Source organism: Paenibacillus graminis, from assembly GCF_000758705.1.
GTDB lineage: Bacteria > Bacillota > Bacilli > Paenibacillales > Paenibacillaceae > Paenibacillus_AQ > Paenibacillus_AQ graminis.
Genome location: NZ_CP009287.1, coordinates 6,879,838 through 6,898,243, shown reverse-complemented (window position 1 = coordinate 6,898,243; position 18,406 = coordinate 6,879,838). Strand labels below are relative to the sequence as shown.

General features: G+C 53.4%; 15 protein-coding genes and 1 riboswitch. Of the genes, 13 read left to right on the top strand and 2 right to left on the bottom strand.

Features of this window, described 5'->3' with window-relative positions; translation table 11 throughout:
- The first annotated feature begins 88 nt into the window (after window positions 1-88).
- Both PGRAT_RS29830 and PGRAT_RS29825 read left to right on the top strand, forming a co-directional pair.
- Entirely contained in the window at window positions 89-451 is a 363-nt protein-coding gene (locus PGRAT_RS29830; RefSeq protein WP_025705095.1) for a winged helix-turn-helix transcriptional regulator, read from the top strand.
- A gap of 107 nt (window positions 452-558) precedes the next feature.
- Window positions 559-1,218 carry an S-layer homology domain-containing protein gene (locus PGRAT_RS29825; RefSeq protein ID WP_036704453.1) on the top strand — a complete coding sequence of 220 codons (660 nt, stop codon included), beginning with the start codon at window positions 559-561 and terminating at the stop codon, window positions 1,216-1,218.
- Window positions 1,219-1,310: 92 nt separating this feature from the next.
- Here PGRAT_RS29825 and PGRAT_RS29820 read toward each other — a convergent pair whose 3' ends face one another.
- Together PGRAT_RS29820 and PGRAT_RS29815 are read right to left on the bottom strand one after the other, a co-directional pair.
- On the bottom strand, window positions 1,311-2,501 hold the full coding sequence (locus PGRAT_RS29820) for an ATP-binding response regulator (RefSeq protein ID WP_025705093.1): 1,191 nt from the start codon (window positions 2,499-2,501) through the stop codon (window positions 1,311-1,313).
- Between the two features lie 53 nt (window positions 2,502-2,554).
- Window positions 2,555-5,917, bottom strand: a complete 3,363-nt coding sequence (locus tag PGRAT_RS29815) for a response regulator (protein WP_042267647.1) — start codon at window positions 5,915-5,917, stop codon at window positions 2,555-2,557.
- A gap of 223 nt (window positions 5,918-6,140) precedes the next feature.
- Window positions 6,141-6,244, top strand: a riboswitch (purine riboswitch).
- A gap of 166 nt (window positions 6,245-6,410) precedes the next feature.
- On the opposite strand from PGRAT_RS29815, the gene PGRAT_RS29810 reads away from it, so the two are divergent.
- The 11 genes from PGRAT_RS29810 (at window position 6,411) to PGRAT_RS29760 (ending at window position 18,381) form a co-directional block, all read left to right on the top strand.
- Complete coding sequence (locus PGRAT_RS29810; protein WP_025703218.1) at window positions 6,411-7,025, top strand: xanthine phosphoribosyltransferase; 615 nt, start codon at window positions 6,411-6,413, stop codon at window positions 7,023-7,025.
- On the top strand, window positions 7,019-8,323 hold the full coding sequence (locus PGRAT_RS29805; protein WP_025703217.1) for a nucleobase:cation symporter-2 family protein: 1,305 nt from the start codon (window positions 7,019-7,021) through the stop codon (window positions 8,321-8,323). The genes PGRAT_RS29810 and PGRAT_RS29805 overlap by 7 nt, the downstream gene beginning before the upstream one ends.
- Window positions 8,324-8,456: 133 nt before the next feature.
- Window positions 8,457-11,540: an ATP-binding protein gene (locus PGRAT_RS29800; protein WP_042267645.1), complete on the top strand. Its 3,084-nt coding sequence runs from the start codon at window positions 8,457-8,459 to the stop codon at window positions 11,538-11,540.
- 23 nt (window positions 11,541-11,563) lie between these two features.
- On the top strand, window positions 11,564-12,688 hold the full coding sequence (locus tag PGRAT_RS29795) for a response regulator (RefSeq protein ID WP_025705266.1): 1,125 nt from the start codon (window positions 11,564-11,566) through the stop codon (window positions 12,686-12,688).
- Between the two features lie 79 nt (window positions 12,689-12,767).
- Window positions 12,768-14,117: an MFS transporter gene (locus PGRAT_RS29790; RefSeq protein WP_052415748.1), complete on the top strand. Its 1,350-nt coding sequence runs from the start codon at window positions 12,768-12,770 to the stop codon at window positions 14,115-14,117.
- A 38-nt stretch (window positions 14,118-14,155) separates the two neighbouring features.
- Entirely contained in the window at window positions 14,156-14,362 is a 207-nt protein-coding gene (locus tag PGRAT_RS29785; RefSeq protein WP_036703581.1) for a hypothetical protein, read from the top strand.
- A 23-nt stretch (window positions 14,363-14,385) separates the two neighbouring features.
- Window positions 14,386-15,111 carry a hypothetical protein gene (locus tag PGRAT_RS29780; protein ID WP_081954782.1) on the top strand — a complete coding sequence of 242 codons (726 nt, stop codon included), beginning with the start codon at window positions 14,386-14,388 and terminating at the stop codon, window positions 15,109-15,111.
- Window positions 15,108-16,331, top strand: coding sequence for a glutathionylspermidine synthase family protein (locus PGRAT_RS29775; RefSeq protein ID WP_025707831.1), 1,224 nt, complete (start codon window positions 15,108-15,110; stop codon window positions 16,329-16,331). The genes PGRAT_RS29780 and PGRAT_RS29775 overlap by 4 nt, the downstream gene beginning before the upstream one ends.
- Complete coding sequence (locus tag PGRAT_RS29770) at window positions 16,318-16,974, top strand: hypothetical protein (RefSeq protein WP_025707830.1); 657 nt, start codon at window positions 16,318-16,320, stop codon at window positions 16,972-16,974. The genes PGRAT_RS29775 and PGRAT_RS29770 overlap by 14 nt, the downstream gene beginning before the upstream one ends.
- Window positions 16,971-17,363, top strand: coding sequence for a DUF350 domain-containing protein (locus tag PGRAT_RS29765; RefSeq protein WP_025707829.1), 393 nt, complete (start codon window positions 16,971-16,973; stop codon window positions 17,361-17,363). The genes PGRAT_RS29770 and PGRAT_RS29765 overlap by 4 nt, the downstream gene beginning before the upstream one ends.
- A 4-nt stretch (window positions 17,364-17,367) precedes the next feature.
- Window positions 17,368-18,381 carry a potassium channel family protein gene (locus tag PGRAT_RS29760; RefSeq protein ID WP_025707828.1) on the top strand — a complete coding sequence of 338 codons (1,014 nt, stop codon included), beginning with the start codon at window positions 17,368-17,370 and terminating at the stop codon, window positions 18,379-18,381.
- The last annotated feature ends 25 nt before the right edge of the window (window positions 18,382-18,406 follow it).

Here is an 18,406-nt window from a genome sequence, read left to right as displayed (position 1 = left end):
ATTATGGATTATTGCAGCGCCAAAGAATAGTACGCACTTTTTAGTGCTATAGGTTCTAAAAAGTAACTATAACCAATCAGGAGGGCTGATCATGGCCAAAAAATATAATATATCGGTTGAAGCTACGCTTGAAGTAATTGGAGGGAAATGGAAGTGTGTGATCCTCTGCCATCTTACGCATGGTAAAATGCGGACCAGCGATTTGAAGCGCCATATGCCGAACATCACCCAGAAAATGCTGACCCAGCAGCTGAGAGAGCTGGAGCAGGACGGGATTGTGAACCGGATCAGCTACAATCAGGTACCGCCGAAGGTGGAATATGAGCTGAGCGATTACGGGCGGACGCTGCAGTCGATTCTCGATTCCTTATGTGCCTGGGGAGAGCAGCATATCATCAAGGAGTATGGGGATAAATTCGCCGTTCTGGAGGACAATGTATTGAACCGTTAGGGCTGCAACCTTTTAGCAATTTATTCGTCTGGAAGGAAGGAGAGGCCAATCTATACTTATAAATCTGCTGAGGGGTGACCCCAATTAAGACGAATGCATTGAAGAAAATGTCATCAACTGCCGCAGCAGTACTGCTAACGTTGGCTTTTGCCGGACAGAGCTTCGCCGCACCCGCAGCGTTTCAGGATCTCTCCGGCACGCCGGCCAGGGATAAAATCGCACAATTGCAGGAGCGCGGCATTGTTCACGGAGTCAGCGAGACGCAATTCATGCCAAATGCGGCGGTTACAGCAGCCCAGGGTATTCAGCTGTTTGTTAATGCCTTTGATTTGAATATTGATCTGCTCCAGTTCGTCAAGGCACCGCAGGCTACCGACTATTTTGCCAATGCCGATAACGGTGCCTGGTATGCAAATGCACTGATTATAGCAGCTAACAACGACCTTGGTATATCACCCGATCTTGACCCTGCGAAGAACTGGACCCGTGAGGAGTTTACCCATCAGCTTATGCTGACGATCGAAAAGCACAGCAATCTTCCGATGATCAAAATCATGCCGGTGGACATTGCTGACAATGCTGACTTCACCAAAGGCTACGACGGCTCCATTCAGCGGGCGCTGGTGCTCCATATTGCCGGTCTGGACAGTGCGGGCAAATTCCATCCGGCTGCCGATATTACCCGCGCCGAAGCGGCGGAAATGATCTATAACGCGCTGGAGTACATCGCTGCACATCCGGCTCCTGCCGGCGGCCTGCAAGAATAAGCCTGCTTTTTTAGCCTTTCAGGACAGCACAGCAAAAACCGCAAGCCCCATCCAAGGGAGCTTGCGGTTTTTGCTGCCGATCACAGATATTCTCATCCGGTAACGTGTAAGTCCGGGTGTCCCTCGCTAACCTGAACCGTAAAGACAAATACGGCTCCTCGCCCGACATCAGGTTTGGCGTAGATTTCGCCTCCCATGAGGTCCACCAGCATTTTGCAGATCGACAGGCCAAGTCCGGTACCGCCGAATTTGCGGCTGATGGTGCTGCCAATCTGGGTGAAGGGCTGAAATAAATAACCCATTTTATCCTGCGGAATACCAATGCCTGTATCCTCGACGATGAATTCCAGCGTGAGCATGCGATCAACGGCTGCTTTGAGCCGAACCTTAATTTTTACGCCTCCGGTGGAGGTGAACTTGATAGCATTGCCAATCAGGTTGTTCAAAACCTGGCGCAGCCGGTTGGGATCACCTACAAGCAGCACCGGCACCGCAGGATCCATATAGGTTTCCAGAGTCAGATCTCGTTCCATGGCCAGCGCACGGAAGAGATCAATCGTTTCCTTAAGGCAGGAGTGGAGGTTGAACAGCTCATAGTCCAGCTCCATTTTGCCGGATTCGATTTTGGTGAAGTCCAGAATGTGATTAATGACAGATACCAGAGCATGTCCGCTGGTATGGATAATCTCGGCCATTTCCTGGTCATCCTTGCTGAGGTCCGAGGTTCTCAGCAGATCGGACATGGCAATGATGCCATTCAGCGGTGTGCGGATTTCGTGGCTCATCATCGCCAGAAAGCCGCCTTTGATGCGCAGAGCCACCTCGGCAGTATCTTTAAGCTCGGTCAGAATTCTGTTAGCCGTCTCCAGTTCCTGTGACTTGATCTGCAGCTCTTTATTAGTCTGATAGAGGCGGACAAACCCGTCGATCTTACTCTTGAGAATAAGGGGGTGATACGGTTTGGTCAGGTAGTCAATCGCTCCAGCCGAATAGGCCATCATGTGATTCTCCAGTTCGGAGGTGAGAGCCGTTAAGAAAATGATCGGGATATCCCGTGACTTCCGGCGCATCTTGATACGCTTTGCCGTTTCAAAGCCGTCCATTTCGGGCATAAGCACATCCATAATAATTAGCGCGTACTCATTCTCCAGCAGGTATCTCAGAGCTTCCATGCCTGAACTCGCGTGGATTAGCTTATAAGATGAGCCGGCCAGAAGTGCCTGTATGGACAGAAACTCATCCGGACGGTCATCGACAATTAAAATATGAACAGGGTATTCCATAGTTCCTCCCACGGCGAGTAGATTAACCTGATGATTGCATCGTTGCTGTTCTATTATTTAATTAACCATATCTTGAGCACCGTGACCAGCTGTGTAGTATTAATCGGTTTGGAAATATAGTCTGAAGCGCCAGCCTGAAGGCATTTAATCCGGTCTTCCTCCAAGGCGCGTGCCGTCAGGGCAATGATGACCACCTGATCATACTGCGGCATGGCGCGAATCCGTTCCATCGTCTCGTATCCGTCCATTTCCGGCATCATAATATCCATAAAGACAAGCTCTACCCCGGGGTGACTTTCTAAATGCTCCAAGGCTTCCCGGCCGTTCTGGGCAAAGCTGATATCCATATTATAGCCTTCCAAAACACTGGATAATGCAAAAATATTACGCATATCATCATCTACAAGAAGAATGCTTTTCCCGGCAAAGGCTGCCTCCGGATTATGCAGTTTCTCAATCAGCCGCTGCTTGTCCGGCGGCAGATCAGCATGCTTGCGGTGCAGGTACAGCGCAGTCTCGTCGTACAGACGTTCCATTGAGCGCACATTCTTGATTACAATGCTTTGCGCGTAATGCTGCAACCGCTGCTCGTCATTTTTACTGAGATCCTTGCCCGTGTAGATGATGACCGGCAGAGTCTGCAGCTTGCGGTTGGTTTTGATCTGCTCCAGCAAGCCGAAGCCAGAGATATCCGACAAGCCCAGATCCAGCACCATGCAGTCAAAATAATGGCTGGACAGCTGTTCCAAGGCCTCCCTGCCAGTCTCTACGGCCACAATGTGTACATCCGGATGCGCAATGAACTCTACGAGGCTGCTTCGCAGGGTCTGGTCGTCCTCGACGATCAGCAGACTTTTTACCGGACGCCGGATATAGCTCTCGATCTGCAGAAATGCGGCCTCCAGTTCAGCCTGGTCGCCTGGTTTCTTCCAGAATGCGAGCGCTCCTATAGCAAGGCTCTGCTGGTTCTGGTCGGTAGCAGAGATGACATGCACCGGAATATGCCGCAGCTCCGGGCGGCTTTTCAAGCGGCTGATGATCGCCCAGCCGTCGAGCACAGGCAAATGCAGATCCAGCAGGATGGCATCCGGCTTGTAAGCATGAGCCAAGGCCAGACCCTGGTCACCTTTGAAGGCGACAATGGCTTTGAAGCCTCTGCTTCGGGCCAGCCGCAGCAGTATTCCTGCGAACTCGGCATCCTCTTCAATAATGAGGAGCAGGGTATCTCCATTCTGCAGATTATCGCGGTCATCCTCCATTTCCGCGTATTGCAGCAGCTTGGGATTCGAGATGGAAATATCGGGTACGAAGGATTCACGGAAGGCCGGACCCGGGACCACAGCGGCTCCCGCATTGCTGGATGCGGCAGTTTCTTCGCCTGCCGCTGCCTCAAAGGATGCGCTTGGCAGGGCGGGGGCATCTTCTCCCGGCTCCACCACCGGCAGAATCAGGGAGAAGGTGCTGCCTTTGCCTTCCGCGGAATCCACCTCGATCCGGCCTTTCAGCAAGGACGCCAGCTCGCGGCAGATGGTCAGGCCGAGGCCGGTTCCCCCATATTTGCGGCTGGTTGTGCCGTCGGCCTGCTGGAAAGCTTCGAATATGCTCTCCAGCTTGGCGGCGGGAATGCCGATTCCGGTATCGCTGACAGCCAGGATAACGTCTTCTCCCTTGGTGCGGATCGAGAGGGAGACAGAGCCGTGCTCCGCTGTGAATTTGACCGCATTGGACAACAGATTATTCATAATCTGCTGAAGCCTGTGGCCATCGGTCAGGAGCTGCTCCGGCAGTCGGCTGTCGCAGTGGACCTCGAAGCGGATCTCTTTCTTTTTGGCCTGCTGCTCGAAATGGCGGTACAGATGGCTGCTGAGGTCAGTCAATGACACCAATTCGAGCACCGGTGTCATTTTACCGACTTCAAGCTTGGCCAAATCCAGAATCTCATCGATCAGCTGCAGCAGGTCCTTGCCTGCCGAGAAGATGGTATGCACATATTCGAGCTGCTTCGTGCCCAGATTGCCTTCCTTGTTCTCCGCGAGAATCTGTGACAGAATCAGCAGGCTGTTCAGCGGTGTGCGCAGCTCATGGGACACATTGGCGAGAAATTCGGATTTGTACTGGGCAGCCCTAAAGATCTCTTCGGCCTGGGCCTTGATCTCTATCTTCTGTTGCTCGGTCAGCTCGATCTGCAGCTGGAGCTGCTCATTGGAGGTGGACAGCTCTTCGGTTTGAACTTCCAGCTCTTCAGTCTGTGCCAGAAGCTCCTCCTTCTGCTGCTGAAGCTCATTCGTCTGGGCGAGCAGTTCGTCAGCCTGCAATTTCAGTTCATCCGCCTGAGCCTCAATCTCTGCTTTCTGCTGTTCGGTGAGATCCATTTGCTGCTGGAGCTGTGCGTTGGAGCTCAGCAGGTTATCCGCCTGCATATGCAGCTCTTCACGCTGTTCCTGCAGTTGCTCGGTATGCGAACGCAGCTCTTCGGTTTGTGCTTCGAGCTCTTGAGTCTGTGCAAGGAGTTCCTCGGTCTGAGCCTCCAACTCTTCCTTCTGCAGCTGGGTTTCACCCAGCAGCTCTTCGATCCTGGCCACATTGGCCAGGGTATTAATCAAGATGCCCATGTTCTGGCCGGTACGTTCAATCAGCTGGCGCTCTTTGGCCGAAAATTCATTCATCGTCGCCAGCTCCACTACCGCGACAACGTCATTCTCATAGAGGATAGGCACCAAAATCAGCATGGAGGGCGGGGAATCACCTAACCCGGAGTGCACTTTAATATAATTCTGAGGCAGATCCTGCAGCAGGATGACTTTCTGATCGAGCGCGCATTGACCAACGAGTCCGCTGCCGAGGATCAAAGGTTCACGCTGGCTTGCTGCCTCATCGAAGGCGTAACCGGCAGTAAAGACCAGCTTGTCTTGGCGTCTCAAATAAAAGGCGCCATAGCTGCCGCGTACCGCTTCCGCCAGTCTGCTGATGAAGATGCGTGCTGCAGTCTGCATCTGCAAAGAGCCTTGAAGCAGCAGGGTCATTGCGGAAACCTGGTCATTGATCCAGGCCTGCTCTTCAGCCATCAGTCTCAGGCGGCGCTCTTCTGCAGTTTTGTCGTGCAGATCCACCGCTACAGCGTGAAAGGAAGCGGCCAGCTGTCCGAATTCATCCTGCGCTACATGGGTCTGTACAGAAGTATCCACGGTGCCTTGAGAGATGTTACTGGAAATCTGCAGGATCCGGCCCATGCCGCGGGTAATATTCCGGAGTACGCTGATGATCAGAACAATAGATAATCCAATTCCAGCCAAGCCGAGCCCTAACGCAACAACCTGCGGGATTCCTTCTAAATACATGATGGATATAGTAGTCATGCAGCCAAACAGCAGTATCGAAAGCAATGCCGCTAACCAAACCTGATGTTTTATTTTCATGTCTACCGCCTTTGTTCAGTTATTGTCAATAGAAACTAAGTATACTTTTAATAGAGGGGCGAAGAAAGCACAACACCGGAAAAGCACCTAAAAATTGCTCGTTTAACAGAATTTTTTAGTGTTGTTTATGAAACTCCTATGAAAGGAAGGGAAAACTCCTGAAAATATTTAAAATTTTGCTTGTATGGATCGTACCGAGCGTGTAAGATATACGAAGGTTTTTAATAAAGACTATCATATAACTCATATAATCTTGGGAATAAGGCCCATAAGTTTCTACCGGATAACCATTGCAATTATCCGACTATGAGTGAAATAGCGCGTCTAGGGTTCCGTTTTTTTATGCCATGGCATAAGAGAGGCTGGTCCAAGCGATGCGGACACAGGTATGTGTTACACCACTAAGGGACAAAAACCCAGAAGGACAGATTCACTTGAGAGAAGCGCTCAAGGGGATCTGTCTTTTTTGTTGAAAAGGGAGGGTATTTGCAGCATGAAAGTTCTAGAGGAACGCATAAGGGAAGAGGGTCTCATTCTGTCGGATACGGTGCTTAAGGTAGACTCTTTTTTGAATCATCAGGTGGATACGCAGCTTGTGCTGAAAATTGGGGAGGAGTTCGGGCGCATCTTCGGTCATCTGCCAGTTACCAAGGTACTGACCGTTGAAGCCAGCGGCATCCAGTTCGCGATGGCAGCCGGAATTGCGCTGGGAGTCCCGTTCATTTATGCCAAGAAAAAGAAAGCCGTTACCCAGGCCGAAGACGTCTATTCGGCACCGGTTCATTCCTTCACCCGTCAGGAGGATTACCGGATCAGCATCTCGCAGAAGTACCTGGGTCCGGGGGATAAAGTGCTGATTGTCGATGACTTTCTGGCTACGGGGGCAGCGCTGGTAGGACTGGCGGATATTGTGAACGAATCGGGAGCGGAGCTGCTGGGCGTGGGCTGTGTGATCGAGAAAAGCTTTCAGGAAGGCCGGAGCCTGCTTGAAGCCAGAGGCATTGCTGTCCATGCGCTGGCCAGAATTGCGTCGATGTCGCCGGGAGAAGTCCATTTCATCGGAAATCCAGATACAGCAGAAATAATTAAGGAGAGTGTGGAATGTTAAGCAAACAGAAAATATTTGCTCTCGGGCTGCAGCATGTGCTGGCGATGTATGCCGGAGCGGTCATTGTGCCGCTTGTTGTCGGAGGGGCGCTGAATCTAAGCGGAACGCAAATGGCTTACCTGATCGCGGCGGATCTGTTCACCTGCGGCCTTGCTACCCTGCTGCAGATTATCAGCAGCAAGCATTTCGGCAGCGGGCTGCCGGTTGTGCTGGGCTGTACGTTTACTGCAGTCAGCCCGATCATCGCCATCGCTTCGGGCTCTAATCTGGCCACAGCCTACGGCGCGATCATTATCTCCGGCCTGTTCGTCGTTCTGGCAGCCCCGGTTTACGGGAAGCTGCTGAAGTTCTTCCCTACAATCGTTACCGGCTCTGTTGTTACGATCATCGGCTTGTCATTGATTCCGGTAGCCATGAACAATGTGGCCGGAGGCCAGGGCAGCGCCGATTTCGGAGCACCGCGCAATCTGCTGCTGGGCCTCATCACGCTGCTTGTGATTCTGGCCGTGAACCGGTTCACAACCGGCTTCCTGCGCTCGGTATCGGTCCTGGTCGGACTTGTGGCCGGAACTGTGATCGGTTATGCAATGGGTATCGTCCATTTCTCTACCGTGGGCAGCGCCTCATGGGTCAGCATTGCCCGGCCGTTCTATTTCGGGTGGCCTGAATTCAGCATTACCGCCATCTTCACCATGATTATCGTCAACATCGTCTCTATGGTGGAATCAACGGGTGTGTATTTTGCTGTAGGCAAGGCTACGGACCAGCAGGTGGAGCAGAAACAAGTCGTGAACGGCCTGCGCTCTGAAGGGCTTGCGATCATGCTGGGCGGTCTGTTCAACGCTTTCCCGTATACGGCGTTCTCCCAGAATGTCGGCCTGCTGTCGCTGACCCGCGTCAAGACACGTAATGTTATTTTTGCGGCAGGCGGAATTATGGTCGTGCTTGGGCTGCTGCCCAAGCTGGCGGCGCTGACGACCGTAGTGCCAAATGCCGTACTTGGCGGCGCGATGATTGTTATGTTCGGTTCGGTGGCTGCGTCCGGGATGTCGATTCTCTCTGAGGTCGACCTGCGCAAGGACGGCAACCTGCTGATTGCGGCTTGCAGTATCGCTGTGGGGCTGGGGTCGGCAGTGCTGCCCTCCATGTTCGACCAGCTGCCTGAATTCGCCAGAATGCTGCTCCAGAATGGAATCGTCTCCGGCTCGCTGACTGCCATTATCCTGAATATCTTCCTCTCCAGAACACAGGAGAATGCAGCCCCGGCTGCCGCAGTACCCGAAGTCCAAGCGAAGTAAAATATTGCAAGTCCTGAACGCTAAAAAGTCCATCTGCCGATTCCGAAATATAATTGGAATCGGCTTTTTTTGCTTTATCTATTAAAGTGTTCCACGGTATAATTTGCTAATCGCGGATGGGAGGGGAGAGAGGATGAAGAAATATTGGCTAAGTATTGCAGGCAGCCTGCTGCTGGTTCTCATTCTTCCGCTGTTCTCGACCATTCAAATGATAACGGATGCACAGAATAAGCCGGTTTTGCGGCATGGACTCATGGATTTACGCGATTGGAACTTTGGATCGGATGGTCTGGTCAAGCTTAACGGGGAGTGGGAGCTTTACCGCAATATGCTGCTTGGCCCCGGGGATTTTCAGCCGGGGGATGGGCCTCCGCCTGCTGCCTCCGCGATGATCAATGTACCGGATAAATGGAATGATTATATTTCTGCAAGCGGCAAAAGTACGGCTAAAGGCTACGCCACATACCGGATGCAGGCCTTGATCAAGCCGGGAGAAACCGTCGTTTACGGCCTTAGAACAAGCAATATCCGTACAGCAAGCAAAGTGTTTATGAACGGTCAGGAAATTGGAAACAGCGGTATTCCGTCCAAGTCTGCTTCCGCTGGCAAGCAGAATAACATTCCTTATACGGGCTTTGCCGCTGTCACGGGGGACAGGCTGGAGATTATAGTGCAAGTGTCCAATTACAGCTACTCTTCGGGCGGGATTATCCAGCCGGTCATTATTGGAGATCAGGCCGCCATTCTGAAGCACCGGGAGTTTGCTTTGATTGCGGATGGAGCGGCGCTGTGCGGCTTTTTCATTCTATCCGTCTTTCTGCTGATGTTCTCCAGAGTCAGGGAAGGCCGGGGAATTACACTCTATCTGGGCCTGTTCTGCATGTCGGCATTCGTGTATATTTTGACCCACGGAGAAAAGCTGATTGCAAGCGGCCTGCCGGGTCTGCCTTATGAAATCGTACTAAAGCTGCAGCTGGTCTCTTCAACACTGGTTTATTATTATCTGCTCCGGTATGTGGCCAACTCTATTAATTATCCAATGCCCCAGGCTGTGATGAGGGCTTCCAAGTTCATTACTTTCCTGCTGCTGGCAATCGCCGCCTTCGTTCCCGCCTATTATTTCAGCTTCCTGGAGGTTATGCTGCTCACCTGGGGTTCTGTTACCATCGGCTTCGTGCTCTATGTCATGGTCAAGGGCACCATGCATCATCCCAAAAATATGTTTCTCATGATGGTCAGTATTGAGAGTCTGAGCGTGGTGATCCTGTATTATCTGATTAGCTTATCCAGTATGCACCTCAGCTATAATGTGATTTCTTATGAAATCATCCTGTTCGGGTTTGTTCAGGCCATTGTGATGACCCGCAAATACAAGGCCTCGTTTCTTGAGGTAGAGCAGTTGTCCCGCCGTTTGGTTACCCTGGATGGCCTGAAGGACGATTTCATGGCGGATACCTCATATGAGCTGCGCAAGCCGCTGCAGGGCATTGTGAATATGGCCCAGACACTGGCTGACGGCGCCTCGGGAGCCATGAACGACCGGCAGAAAGAACAGTTGTCCATGATGGTTTCGACGGGGAAACGCCTGGGCTCGTTAATCAGCGACATGTCGGATTTCGCCAAGCTGAACCACGGGGATTTGTTTCTAAAGCGGCAGGCAGTGGATTTGCGTATGGTTGCGTCCTCTGTTATGGAGGTAACCAGCCATATATCTGCAAGAAGGGGCCTGGAGTTCAGGCTGGAGCTGCCGGAGCTTCTGCCGCTGTTGGAGACGGACGAGGAACGACTATCGCAGATTCTGTTCAACTTGTTGGCAAATGCTGTGAACCATACCCATGAAGGTGTGATAACACTCTGTGCCAAGGTTAAAGAAGAGTATGTGGCCGTCATCGTGGCGGATACCGGACAGGGAATTGCGCCTGAGCGCCTGGGAACGATCTTTGATGCCTATGATCCAAAGGCCACGGATGCCAAAAAAACCTATCATGAGCTCGGTCTGGGCCTCGGCATTACCCAGAAGCTGGTGGAGCTGAACGGCGGAAGCATTGAAGTGCAGTCTACCCCCGGGAAAGGTTCGGAATTTACCTTTACACTGCCGATATTACAGGAAAAGGCAGCCTTTGCGGAGCAGGAGGTTCTGGGGCCTACGGGATGGGAATCTGCTGCGGCTATGGAAATGGCAGGCGGGCTGCCCGATCTCCGTAGCAGAGAAGAATGCTGCTTCATCCTGATCGTGGATAACGATCCCGTCAACCGCCAGGTGCTGGCCAATGCGCTGCGGCTGGAGAATCATACGGTCATCACAGCGGAGAGCGGTCCCGATGCTCTTTTGCAAATGCGGGACTTTCCTGAGCTGGATCTGATTATTACCGGTTGGGTCATGCCCGGTATGTCCGGCTTTGTATTATGCAAGGCGATTCGTGAACGGTTTGTCCTCTCGGAGCTGCCCATTCTGGTGCTTACAGCCAGCAACCGGCCGGAAGACATCCAGGCTGCCTTTGAGGCGGGCGCGAATGATTACCTGAGTACACCGGTAGAGCTTCGTGAATTCAGGGCGCGTGTGCGTACGCTGCTGGATATGCGCAAATCCATCCGCACCTCGGTACAGACGGAAATCGCCTTTTTGCAGGCCCAGATCAAACCGCATTTTCTGTACAATGCGCTCAATGCCATTATCTCGGTGTGCCCCGATGATCCTGATATGGCAACGGAGCTGCTCTTGGATCTGAGCCAGTATCTGCGCAGCAGCTTCGACTTTCAGAACCGCGGACAGACCGTGCCGATCGAGAAAGAGCTGGAGCTGGTAAGATCGTACCTGGCCCTGGAAAAGGCACGTTTTGATGACCGTCTCAACATTGTATTTGATCTGCCGCAGGATACGATGGCGCTGGTGCCGCCGCTCTCCATTCAACCGATTGTAGAGAATGCCGTGAACCACGGCCTGATGCAGAAGGAATCCGGCGGTACCGTAACCCTGTCGATCAGGGAGCTTCCCCTGCATCTGGCTGTTGCCGTAACGGATGATGGCATCGGCATGCCGCAGGAGCGGATCGCTGAGATACTGTCGGAAGAGCGGACCGAAGGCGGCATCGGCCTCCGCAACATACAGCGCCGGCTGCTTAAAATGTACGGAGCAGGTCTGTCTGTCATAAGCGAGCCGGGCCAGGGAACGACGATTTCTTATACCATACCGAGAGCGGGAGCAATCCGAGAATAGGAAACAAGAGGTGAGTCTGGTCCATGAAGGCAATATTGATCGATGATGAGAAGCCTGCGCTTCAGCACCTTGAACGTCTGCTGGCCAAGGATGGACGGCTGGAGATCAGCGGAAAGTATACTTCGGCACGGCTGGGCCTGCAGCACTTGCAGCAAGAGCGGGCCGACATTGTCTTTCTCGATATTGGCATGCCGGAGATGAACGGGCTTGAGGCTGCGGAGCATATCGCGGTTCTGGACCGCAGCATCCGTGTCGTCTACATTACAGCCTACAGCGAGTATGCTATTGAGGCTTTTGAACTGAACGCGATTGATTATCTGCTGAAGCCGGTCACCTCCCAGCGGTTAGGCAAAACTTTGGAGCGGCTGGAGAGCCGTGAGAAGCAGTCCGCGAGGGAGGCAGAGTCCGCTACAGAAGAGCGGGCCCTCTCCATTCTCGGCTTCAAGCGGCTGGAATTTCTGGACACCAGCGAACCCGGAAAGAAGCTGCAGTGGCGGACCAGCAAAGCGCAGCAGGTATTTGCCCTGCTGCTCCATAATCGCGGACAATGGATGCTCAAGGATACCATTGTGGATCTGGTCTGGCCCGACTTCAGGCCGGAGAAGGCGGTAACCAATCTGCATACGACAGTCTATCATATCCGTAAACTGCTGAAGACTTGGGGCATGGACGTGCTTGTCGAGTTCTCGCAGGAACGTTACCGTCTAACCTATAAGAATGTGTCTTTTGATGTGGAGGAATTCGTGCGGGGCTGGCGCGGAACTCCTGTGGAGACCGATCAGGAATGGGCCAGCCGGGACAAGGTACTATCCCTGTACCGGGGGGATTATCTGGCCGAGCATCACTACGACTGGGCTGAGCCAAAGCGCAAGGAGCTGCAGACCGCCTATGTGCAGATGGCTCTTCGGTCTGCCGAATATGAACTGGGTTCGGCCCGGCCGCGTGAGGCATTGGCCCGCCTGATTTCCCTGCAGGAGATTGATCCGTATTCGGAGGATATTTGCCGGCTGGTTCTGCGGAGTTATGCCGACCTGGGTGATTTTATCGGATTCAGGAAACACTACGAGAAATATAAGGCCCTGCTGCATAGCGAGCTTGGCGTCCATCCCGGCAGCCTTATAGACAGCTGGGTCCAGAAAGTGTTGTAGAATATATTGCCAATAATATTGCAAGAGCATAGAATTTAGTGGAGCCATGACAGATAATATAGATAGGAACGGAGTAAGAATGAATGACAAAGTCGTAATGCCGCTATGGACCTTCTGCCTCTTTATCGTTGTGATGAACACCACTATGTTCAATGTCTCGCTGCCCACAATTATTCAAGACCTGCATATTTCCGCCGATCTGGGATCGTGGGTGATCTCCAGCTATTCTATCGGTTATGCCTTGTCTACCGTGATCTACAGCAGACTGTCCGATCTGGTGCCCCTCCGCAGGCTGCTGACGGTTGGCCTGACTACGCTGGGTCTGGCCTCAGTAACCGGGCTGTTTGCGCACAGCTTCAATGTTCTGCTCATCACGCGGATTCTGCAATCCGCCGGCGCCGGAGTGATGGCTGGCCTTGGACTGGTGCTCGCGAGCCGGTATGTGCCCGTGGCCAGACGCGGTGCCGCCATCGCCATGATCTCTGTCGGAAGTGCTATGGCTTTCGGTCTGGGACCGATCGCAGGCGGTCTCATCAGCCAATATTTTGGCTGGAACGGGTTGTTTGGCATTACGTGTCTGGTTCTGCTGGTTCTGCCTGTGCTGCTGTATTTGCTGCCCAAGGAGCAGGCCAAGGCGGCGGCCTTTGATCTGTACGGAGCAGCGCTGACGGTTATCAATGCCGGGAGCCTGCTTGTGGCTGTAACCAGCCAATCCTACATATGGCTTGCGGTGAGTGTCGTGTCCTTTGCGATTCATGCCATCCATCTCCGCAAAGCCCGGGACTCCTTTATTAATCCCAAGCTGCTCCAGATGCCCGGGTATCTGAAGCTGACAGCCATTGGCTTCAGTATTTTGGTGCTGAATCTGGGTAATTTATTCCTGATGCCGCTTGCACTGTCCAATCTGTTCCATCAATCTGCGCTGATGATCGGCCTGTTTATTGCGCCCGGTGCCATTTTATCGGCATTTCTGACCCGTTTTGTCGGCCGCTGGATTGACCGGTACGGAAATTTGCGTTTTCTGCTGATTGGCCACGGGGTGCTGGCCGCTGTGATGGCTGTCTTTGCACTGGGGCTGCAGCTATCCCCGCTCGTGCTCTTGTTCGGGTATCTGTGCTTCTCGCCGGCTTTTTCGGCAACCATGGCTTCCCTGAATAATGAGGCCTCTGGCATATTGCCGCGCAACTGGATCGGGTCAGGGATGGGGCTGCTGCAGCTGATCCAGTTCTTCGGCGGGTCGGTCTCTGTTGCCGTATGCGGATTGCTGCTGCACGCCCAGCGGACACTGGCACCATCGAGCGCTTACCGGAATGTCTATGGACTCCTGCTTGCGGTAAGTCTGTGTTCCTTGAGCCTGGTGCTTTTATACCGGCGCTCCCGGGGGATGGAGTTGAAACGAAATGGCGCTAAGAGCGTATCAGAAGCATAATAGTGATCAGGAAGGATGAGGAGAAAGTGGATAATGGGATGAATGTCATTCTGTTTGAAAAGATGCCGGAAGGCGAACTGCGTGTCATTGAGGAGCGCACCTGGAGCATGAACATGATTGCGGCTCTGGAGCATGTCAATTATATCGTGGTCGGCAGCCGGGAGTACGAAGCCGTGGAAGGGCGGCTGAATGTGGATGCGGGAAAGCTTGAGCTCCTGCTCGTCCCTATGCGAACAGAAGAATAATGTCAGGAGAGGAGGATCTCAAATTGGCACAAGATGAACAGGCAAAAGAACCAGTGAAAGGACCTGTGAAAGAACCAGTGAAAGAATCAGCGGCATCCAGACTATTCACCCCGGACGGCAAACCGATCCGGGTATTGTCTACGTCGCTGGGCATTGCCCTGCTGGCCAATGCCTTATTTATTCCGGGGGGAGCCGGCGCCGCAAGCGGCAGTTCTGAGGAACCGACACTGGTATCCTGGTCCACCGAAGAAGTTAAGGCTTATTTTGACAAAAATGTGGACTGGAATATCCCTTACCCGGAAGAAAATGCCAAAGAGGTGCTGCAGGAAGGACAAGGGGTAGTCACCTCAGGCGGAACAACGGTTATTAACAATTATGGCGGCTATAATTCCGGCTTCGGCTGGGACGATCTGCTGCTGTATCACATGCTGTTCAACAGCGGCTCATTTTACTCATCAAGAGGCTGGTACAACGACCGCCCCACTTATTATGGCGGCACACGGACTAAGTACAAGGCACCAAGCTATAACAGCGGCAGCTTTCAGAACAAGCCTGTAGCCGGTTCAGTGGTTAAGCCCCGTACCTCCACCTCGTCCACCGGGTCGATCACCAGAAGGAACACTTCGAGCAAGGCAGGCGGAGTTGGCGGCAAATCCAGCGGTCTGGGCTCGTCCAAGAGCGGCAGTTCCAGCGGCAAATCAGGCTCTGTCTCAAGATCAGGCTCCGGCAAAAGCGGTTTTGGCGGATGAGCCCTGCAGACAGCGTCTTTGAATACCTTGACCAGTCGGGGCTGGAACGGGCACCCCGTGTAGAACAGCTGCATAAGCTTGGATTTACCTGGGCTGACCTGGAAGATGAGGAGTACTGGCTCGATGCGGTTGCCGTGATGCGCGGCGAGACTTATAAGGAGCTGGAAGATGCTTCCGTTAAGCTCTGGGGCATTCTCGATAAGGCCGTCCGCTATCTGCACCGGCGGCATGATTTGTATGATTTACTGGGCATTCCTCCGGTACTGTGGCAGATGCTGGACGACACTCCGCTGCCGGAGCCGGGGCTGATCAGCCGGTACGCCAGATTCGATTTCGCCGTAGCCGGCGACGGCACGATCAAGCTGCTGGAGCTGAATGCGGATACACCAACCGGCTATGTGGAAGCATCGATTGCTACGCCGTGGATTTGCGGGCAAGCCGGTATTCCAAGCCGGAATAACGGGATGAAGGAACGGTTGGCCGCTGCCTGGAGCATCGAAAGGCCGGATACGGCAGCTTGTGTCGCTTACGGAACCCATCAGGAGGATTCCGGAACGATTGAGGCGCTGGTGGCGCACAGCGGACTGGATATCCGCTGCGTCGACTGTCTGGATCTGTGGATCGACGAAGGAACGGTCAGAGATGCGGAGGACCGGATCATCAAGCGGATGTTCGCCCTCTATCCGAAGGAATGGATGGCAGTGGACGATGGCGGAGAGGCGCTTGCCTATGCTATTGAGAGCGGACAGCTTCAGCTGTTCAACGGTCCGCACAGCATCCTGCTGCAGTCCAAGGGGCTGATTGCCGCCGTATGGGGGATGTATGAGCTGGGGCTGCTTTTCAGCGAGGAGGAACGCCTGGCGATAGCCAGCTACATTCTTCCAACCTACAACAAGCCGGTATTCTCCGGCAGCTTCGTGTCCAAGTCCGTCTTCGGACGTGAAGGCGGTTCGGTGCGGATCTTCGATGACAGCGGGTCGCTGGAGCTTGCCGATGAGGACGGCTTCGACAGCAGCGTGCTGTTCCCGACGGTATATCAGAAGCGGGCTGAGCTGGCCCGTATCCAAACCCCGGAAGGGGAGCTTCACCTGCTGACCGGCATGTTCGTGATCAACGGCGTGCCTTGCGGGCTTTTGGGCCGTGCAGGCGGACCGATTACAGGCAACGCCAGCCATTTTATCGCGCTAGGAGTGAGGGAGCTTGAAGATGAACAAGGATAGAAACCGCTGGAGCGGGAGGTACAGCAAGGTTCGTGCCGGAGCCGTGCTTGGGATGCTGTTGATGGCAGTGCTGCTGCTTGGCGCGTGTTCCGGCAACACGGACAGTGTATTTCATACGGATACGGAGACGACCGACAGCGTATCGCGCGTACCGTGGGACTACCGGGTGGTGGAAGGTACGGTGGGTGATCTTATCGGCAGCGACATGACGGTACTTCCGGACAATGAGCTGCTTCCGAACGACGGCAATTATGCTACAGGCGACAAGATATGGACCCTGCAGTTTATGGATGCCGAATTGGTAACGGATGCGGATCAGAAGAACGATATCCGCCTGTCCTCCTGGGCCACGATCAAATCGTATGCCGACCAGAAGGCGGCTGCCGAAGATTTGGCCCGTCTGAAGGTATCCATTACGACCGATGTGGATCTTGTCGGCGTATACAAGACAGAGTACAAGAACAAAACCAGAAATTTTGCCGTGGTTGAGCTGCCTTCCGGCAACCGGATCAAGCAGCCGATCGACGATAAGCGGTATAAGGCGCTGGAGAAACAAAAGAAAGCCTCCGTGGTGCTGGAGGAAGTGCATGATTTCGCCGATTATGATTCGGCCTACGCAAAATTCCGGGGGTGGGCAAATTGACGATTGTTATTAATCTGGTAGTGAGTGTGTTGACGATTATTCTGCTGCAGGTGCTCGGGATGGTTGTATTTACCCTGATGACTCCATTCAAGGACATGGAAGAGTTGAAGAAAGGCAATGTGGCTGTAGCGCTGGCTCTTGGCGGCAAGTTTCTGGCTACGGCGATTATCCTTGGTGTGGCGGCATATACAAATACCTCGATCTGGTTCATGATGCTCTGGTTCGCGGTGGGTTATGTCTGCCTGATTGCCGCCTACTGGATCTTCGAGCTGTTCACGCCGGGGTTCAAGATCTCTGATCATCTGAAGCAGGGGAACGTCGCTGTAGGCGTGATGCTCTGCCTGGTGTTCGTCGGCACGGCGTTTGCCGTTAGCAGTCTGATCATTTAAGCCGATGCATTTTCTACTGCGTTTGTCCGGCAAGCTGATGCGTCTGAGGAAAAGGTCCATTGGGCTGATCATCCTGGCTTTTGTTGTGATTAGCGCAACTATTGCCTTTGTATTGGAGCCGGGAACCTTCAGTAACTGGTTTAATGCTTTTTACTGGGTCATGACAACGATGTCCACCGTGGGCTACGGCGACTTTTTTGCCGCCACGGTGGCAGGTAAGCTGTTTACCATGTTCCTGTATGTTTTTGGCATAGGACTGCTCAGTTTGGTTATCGGGAAAGTTATTGATGCCATGGGGGAACTGCAAAGAAGGAGAGGAGCCGGGACGTTGAGCTTTCACGGGAAAGACCATGTGGTACTGATCAATTGGAACCGCAAAACGCAAGCCGCTGTTGACGAGATTCTCTGCTATACGCCGGACTGCCGGATTGTCATTATTGACGAGAGCGGCCAGCATCCGCTGCAGCAGCTGGAGCATGTCCACTTCATCAGCGGCGACCCTTCCAGCGACGACATCCTGCTGAAGGCAAATATTCAAGGAGCCAAGGCTGCCATAGTATTCGGGGATACGCGAATCGACGAAGCTTCCCTGACGGATGGCAAAACCCTGCTGATCGCCTCCAGTATTGAGCGTATTGCCCCGCAGGTACATACCACTGTTGAGATTATGCAGGAAAAGAACATCCAAAACTTCCGCCATGTCCATGTCAATGAGTTCGTGCTGTCGCATGATGCCATTTCAAGACTGGCTGTCCGTTCCGCGCTGCAGGAAGGGAACTCCGAGGTCATTACCCAGCTCCTCAGCCGGGAGCATGGGGATGACATCTATGAAATTCCGCGGGATGCCGCCTGGCATACCTATGGCGATGCCTTTCAGGCACTGCTGCGCCGGGGGGCGACGCTGCTGTCAGACCGGGGAGATCTCGGCATCAACCGCAAGCTGGACCAGCCGATCCCGCAGGACGCCAGGCTCTATATCGTGTCGGATGAGGAGACTTACCGGCAGATTAAGGGCTAGGAGATAGGCCTTCATATCCGTATCT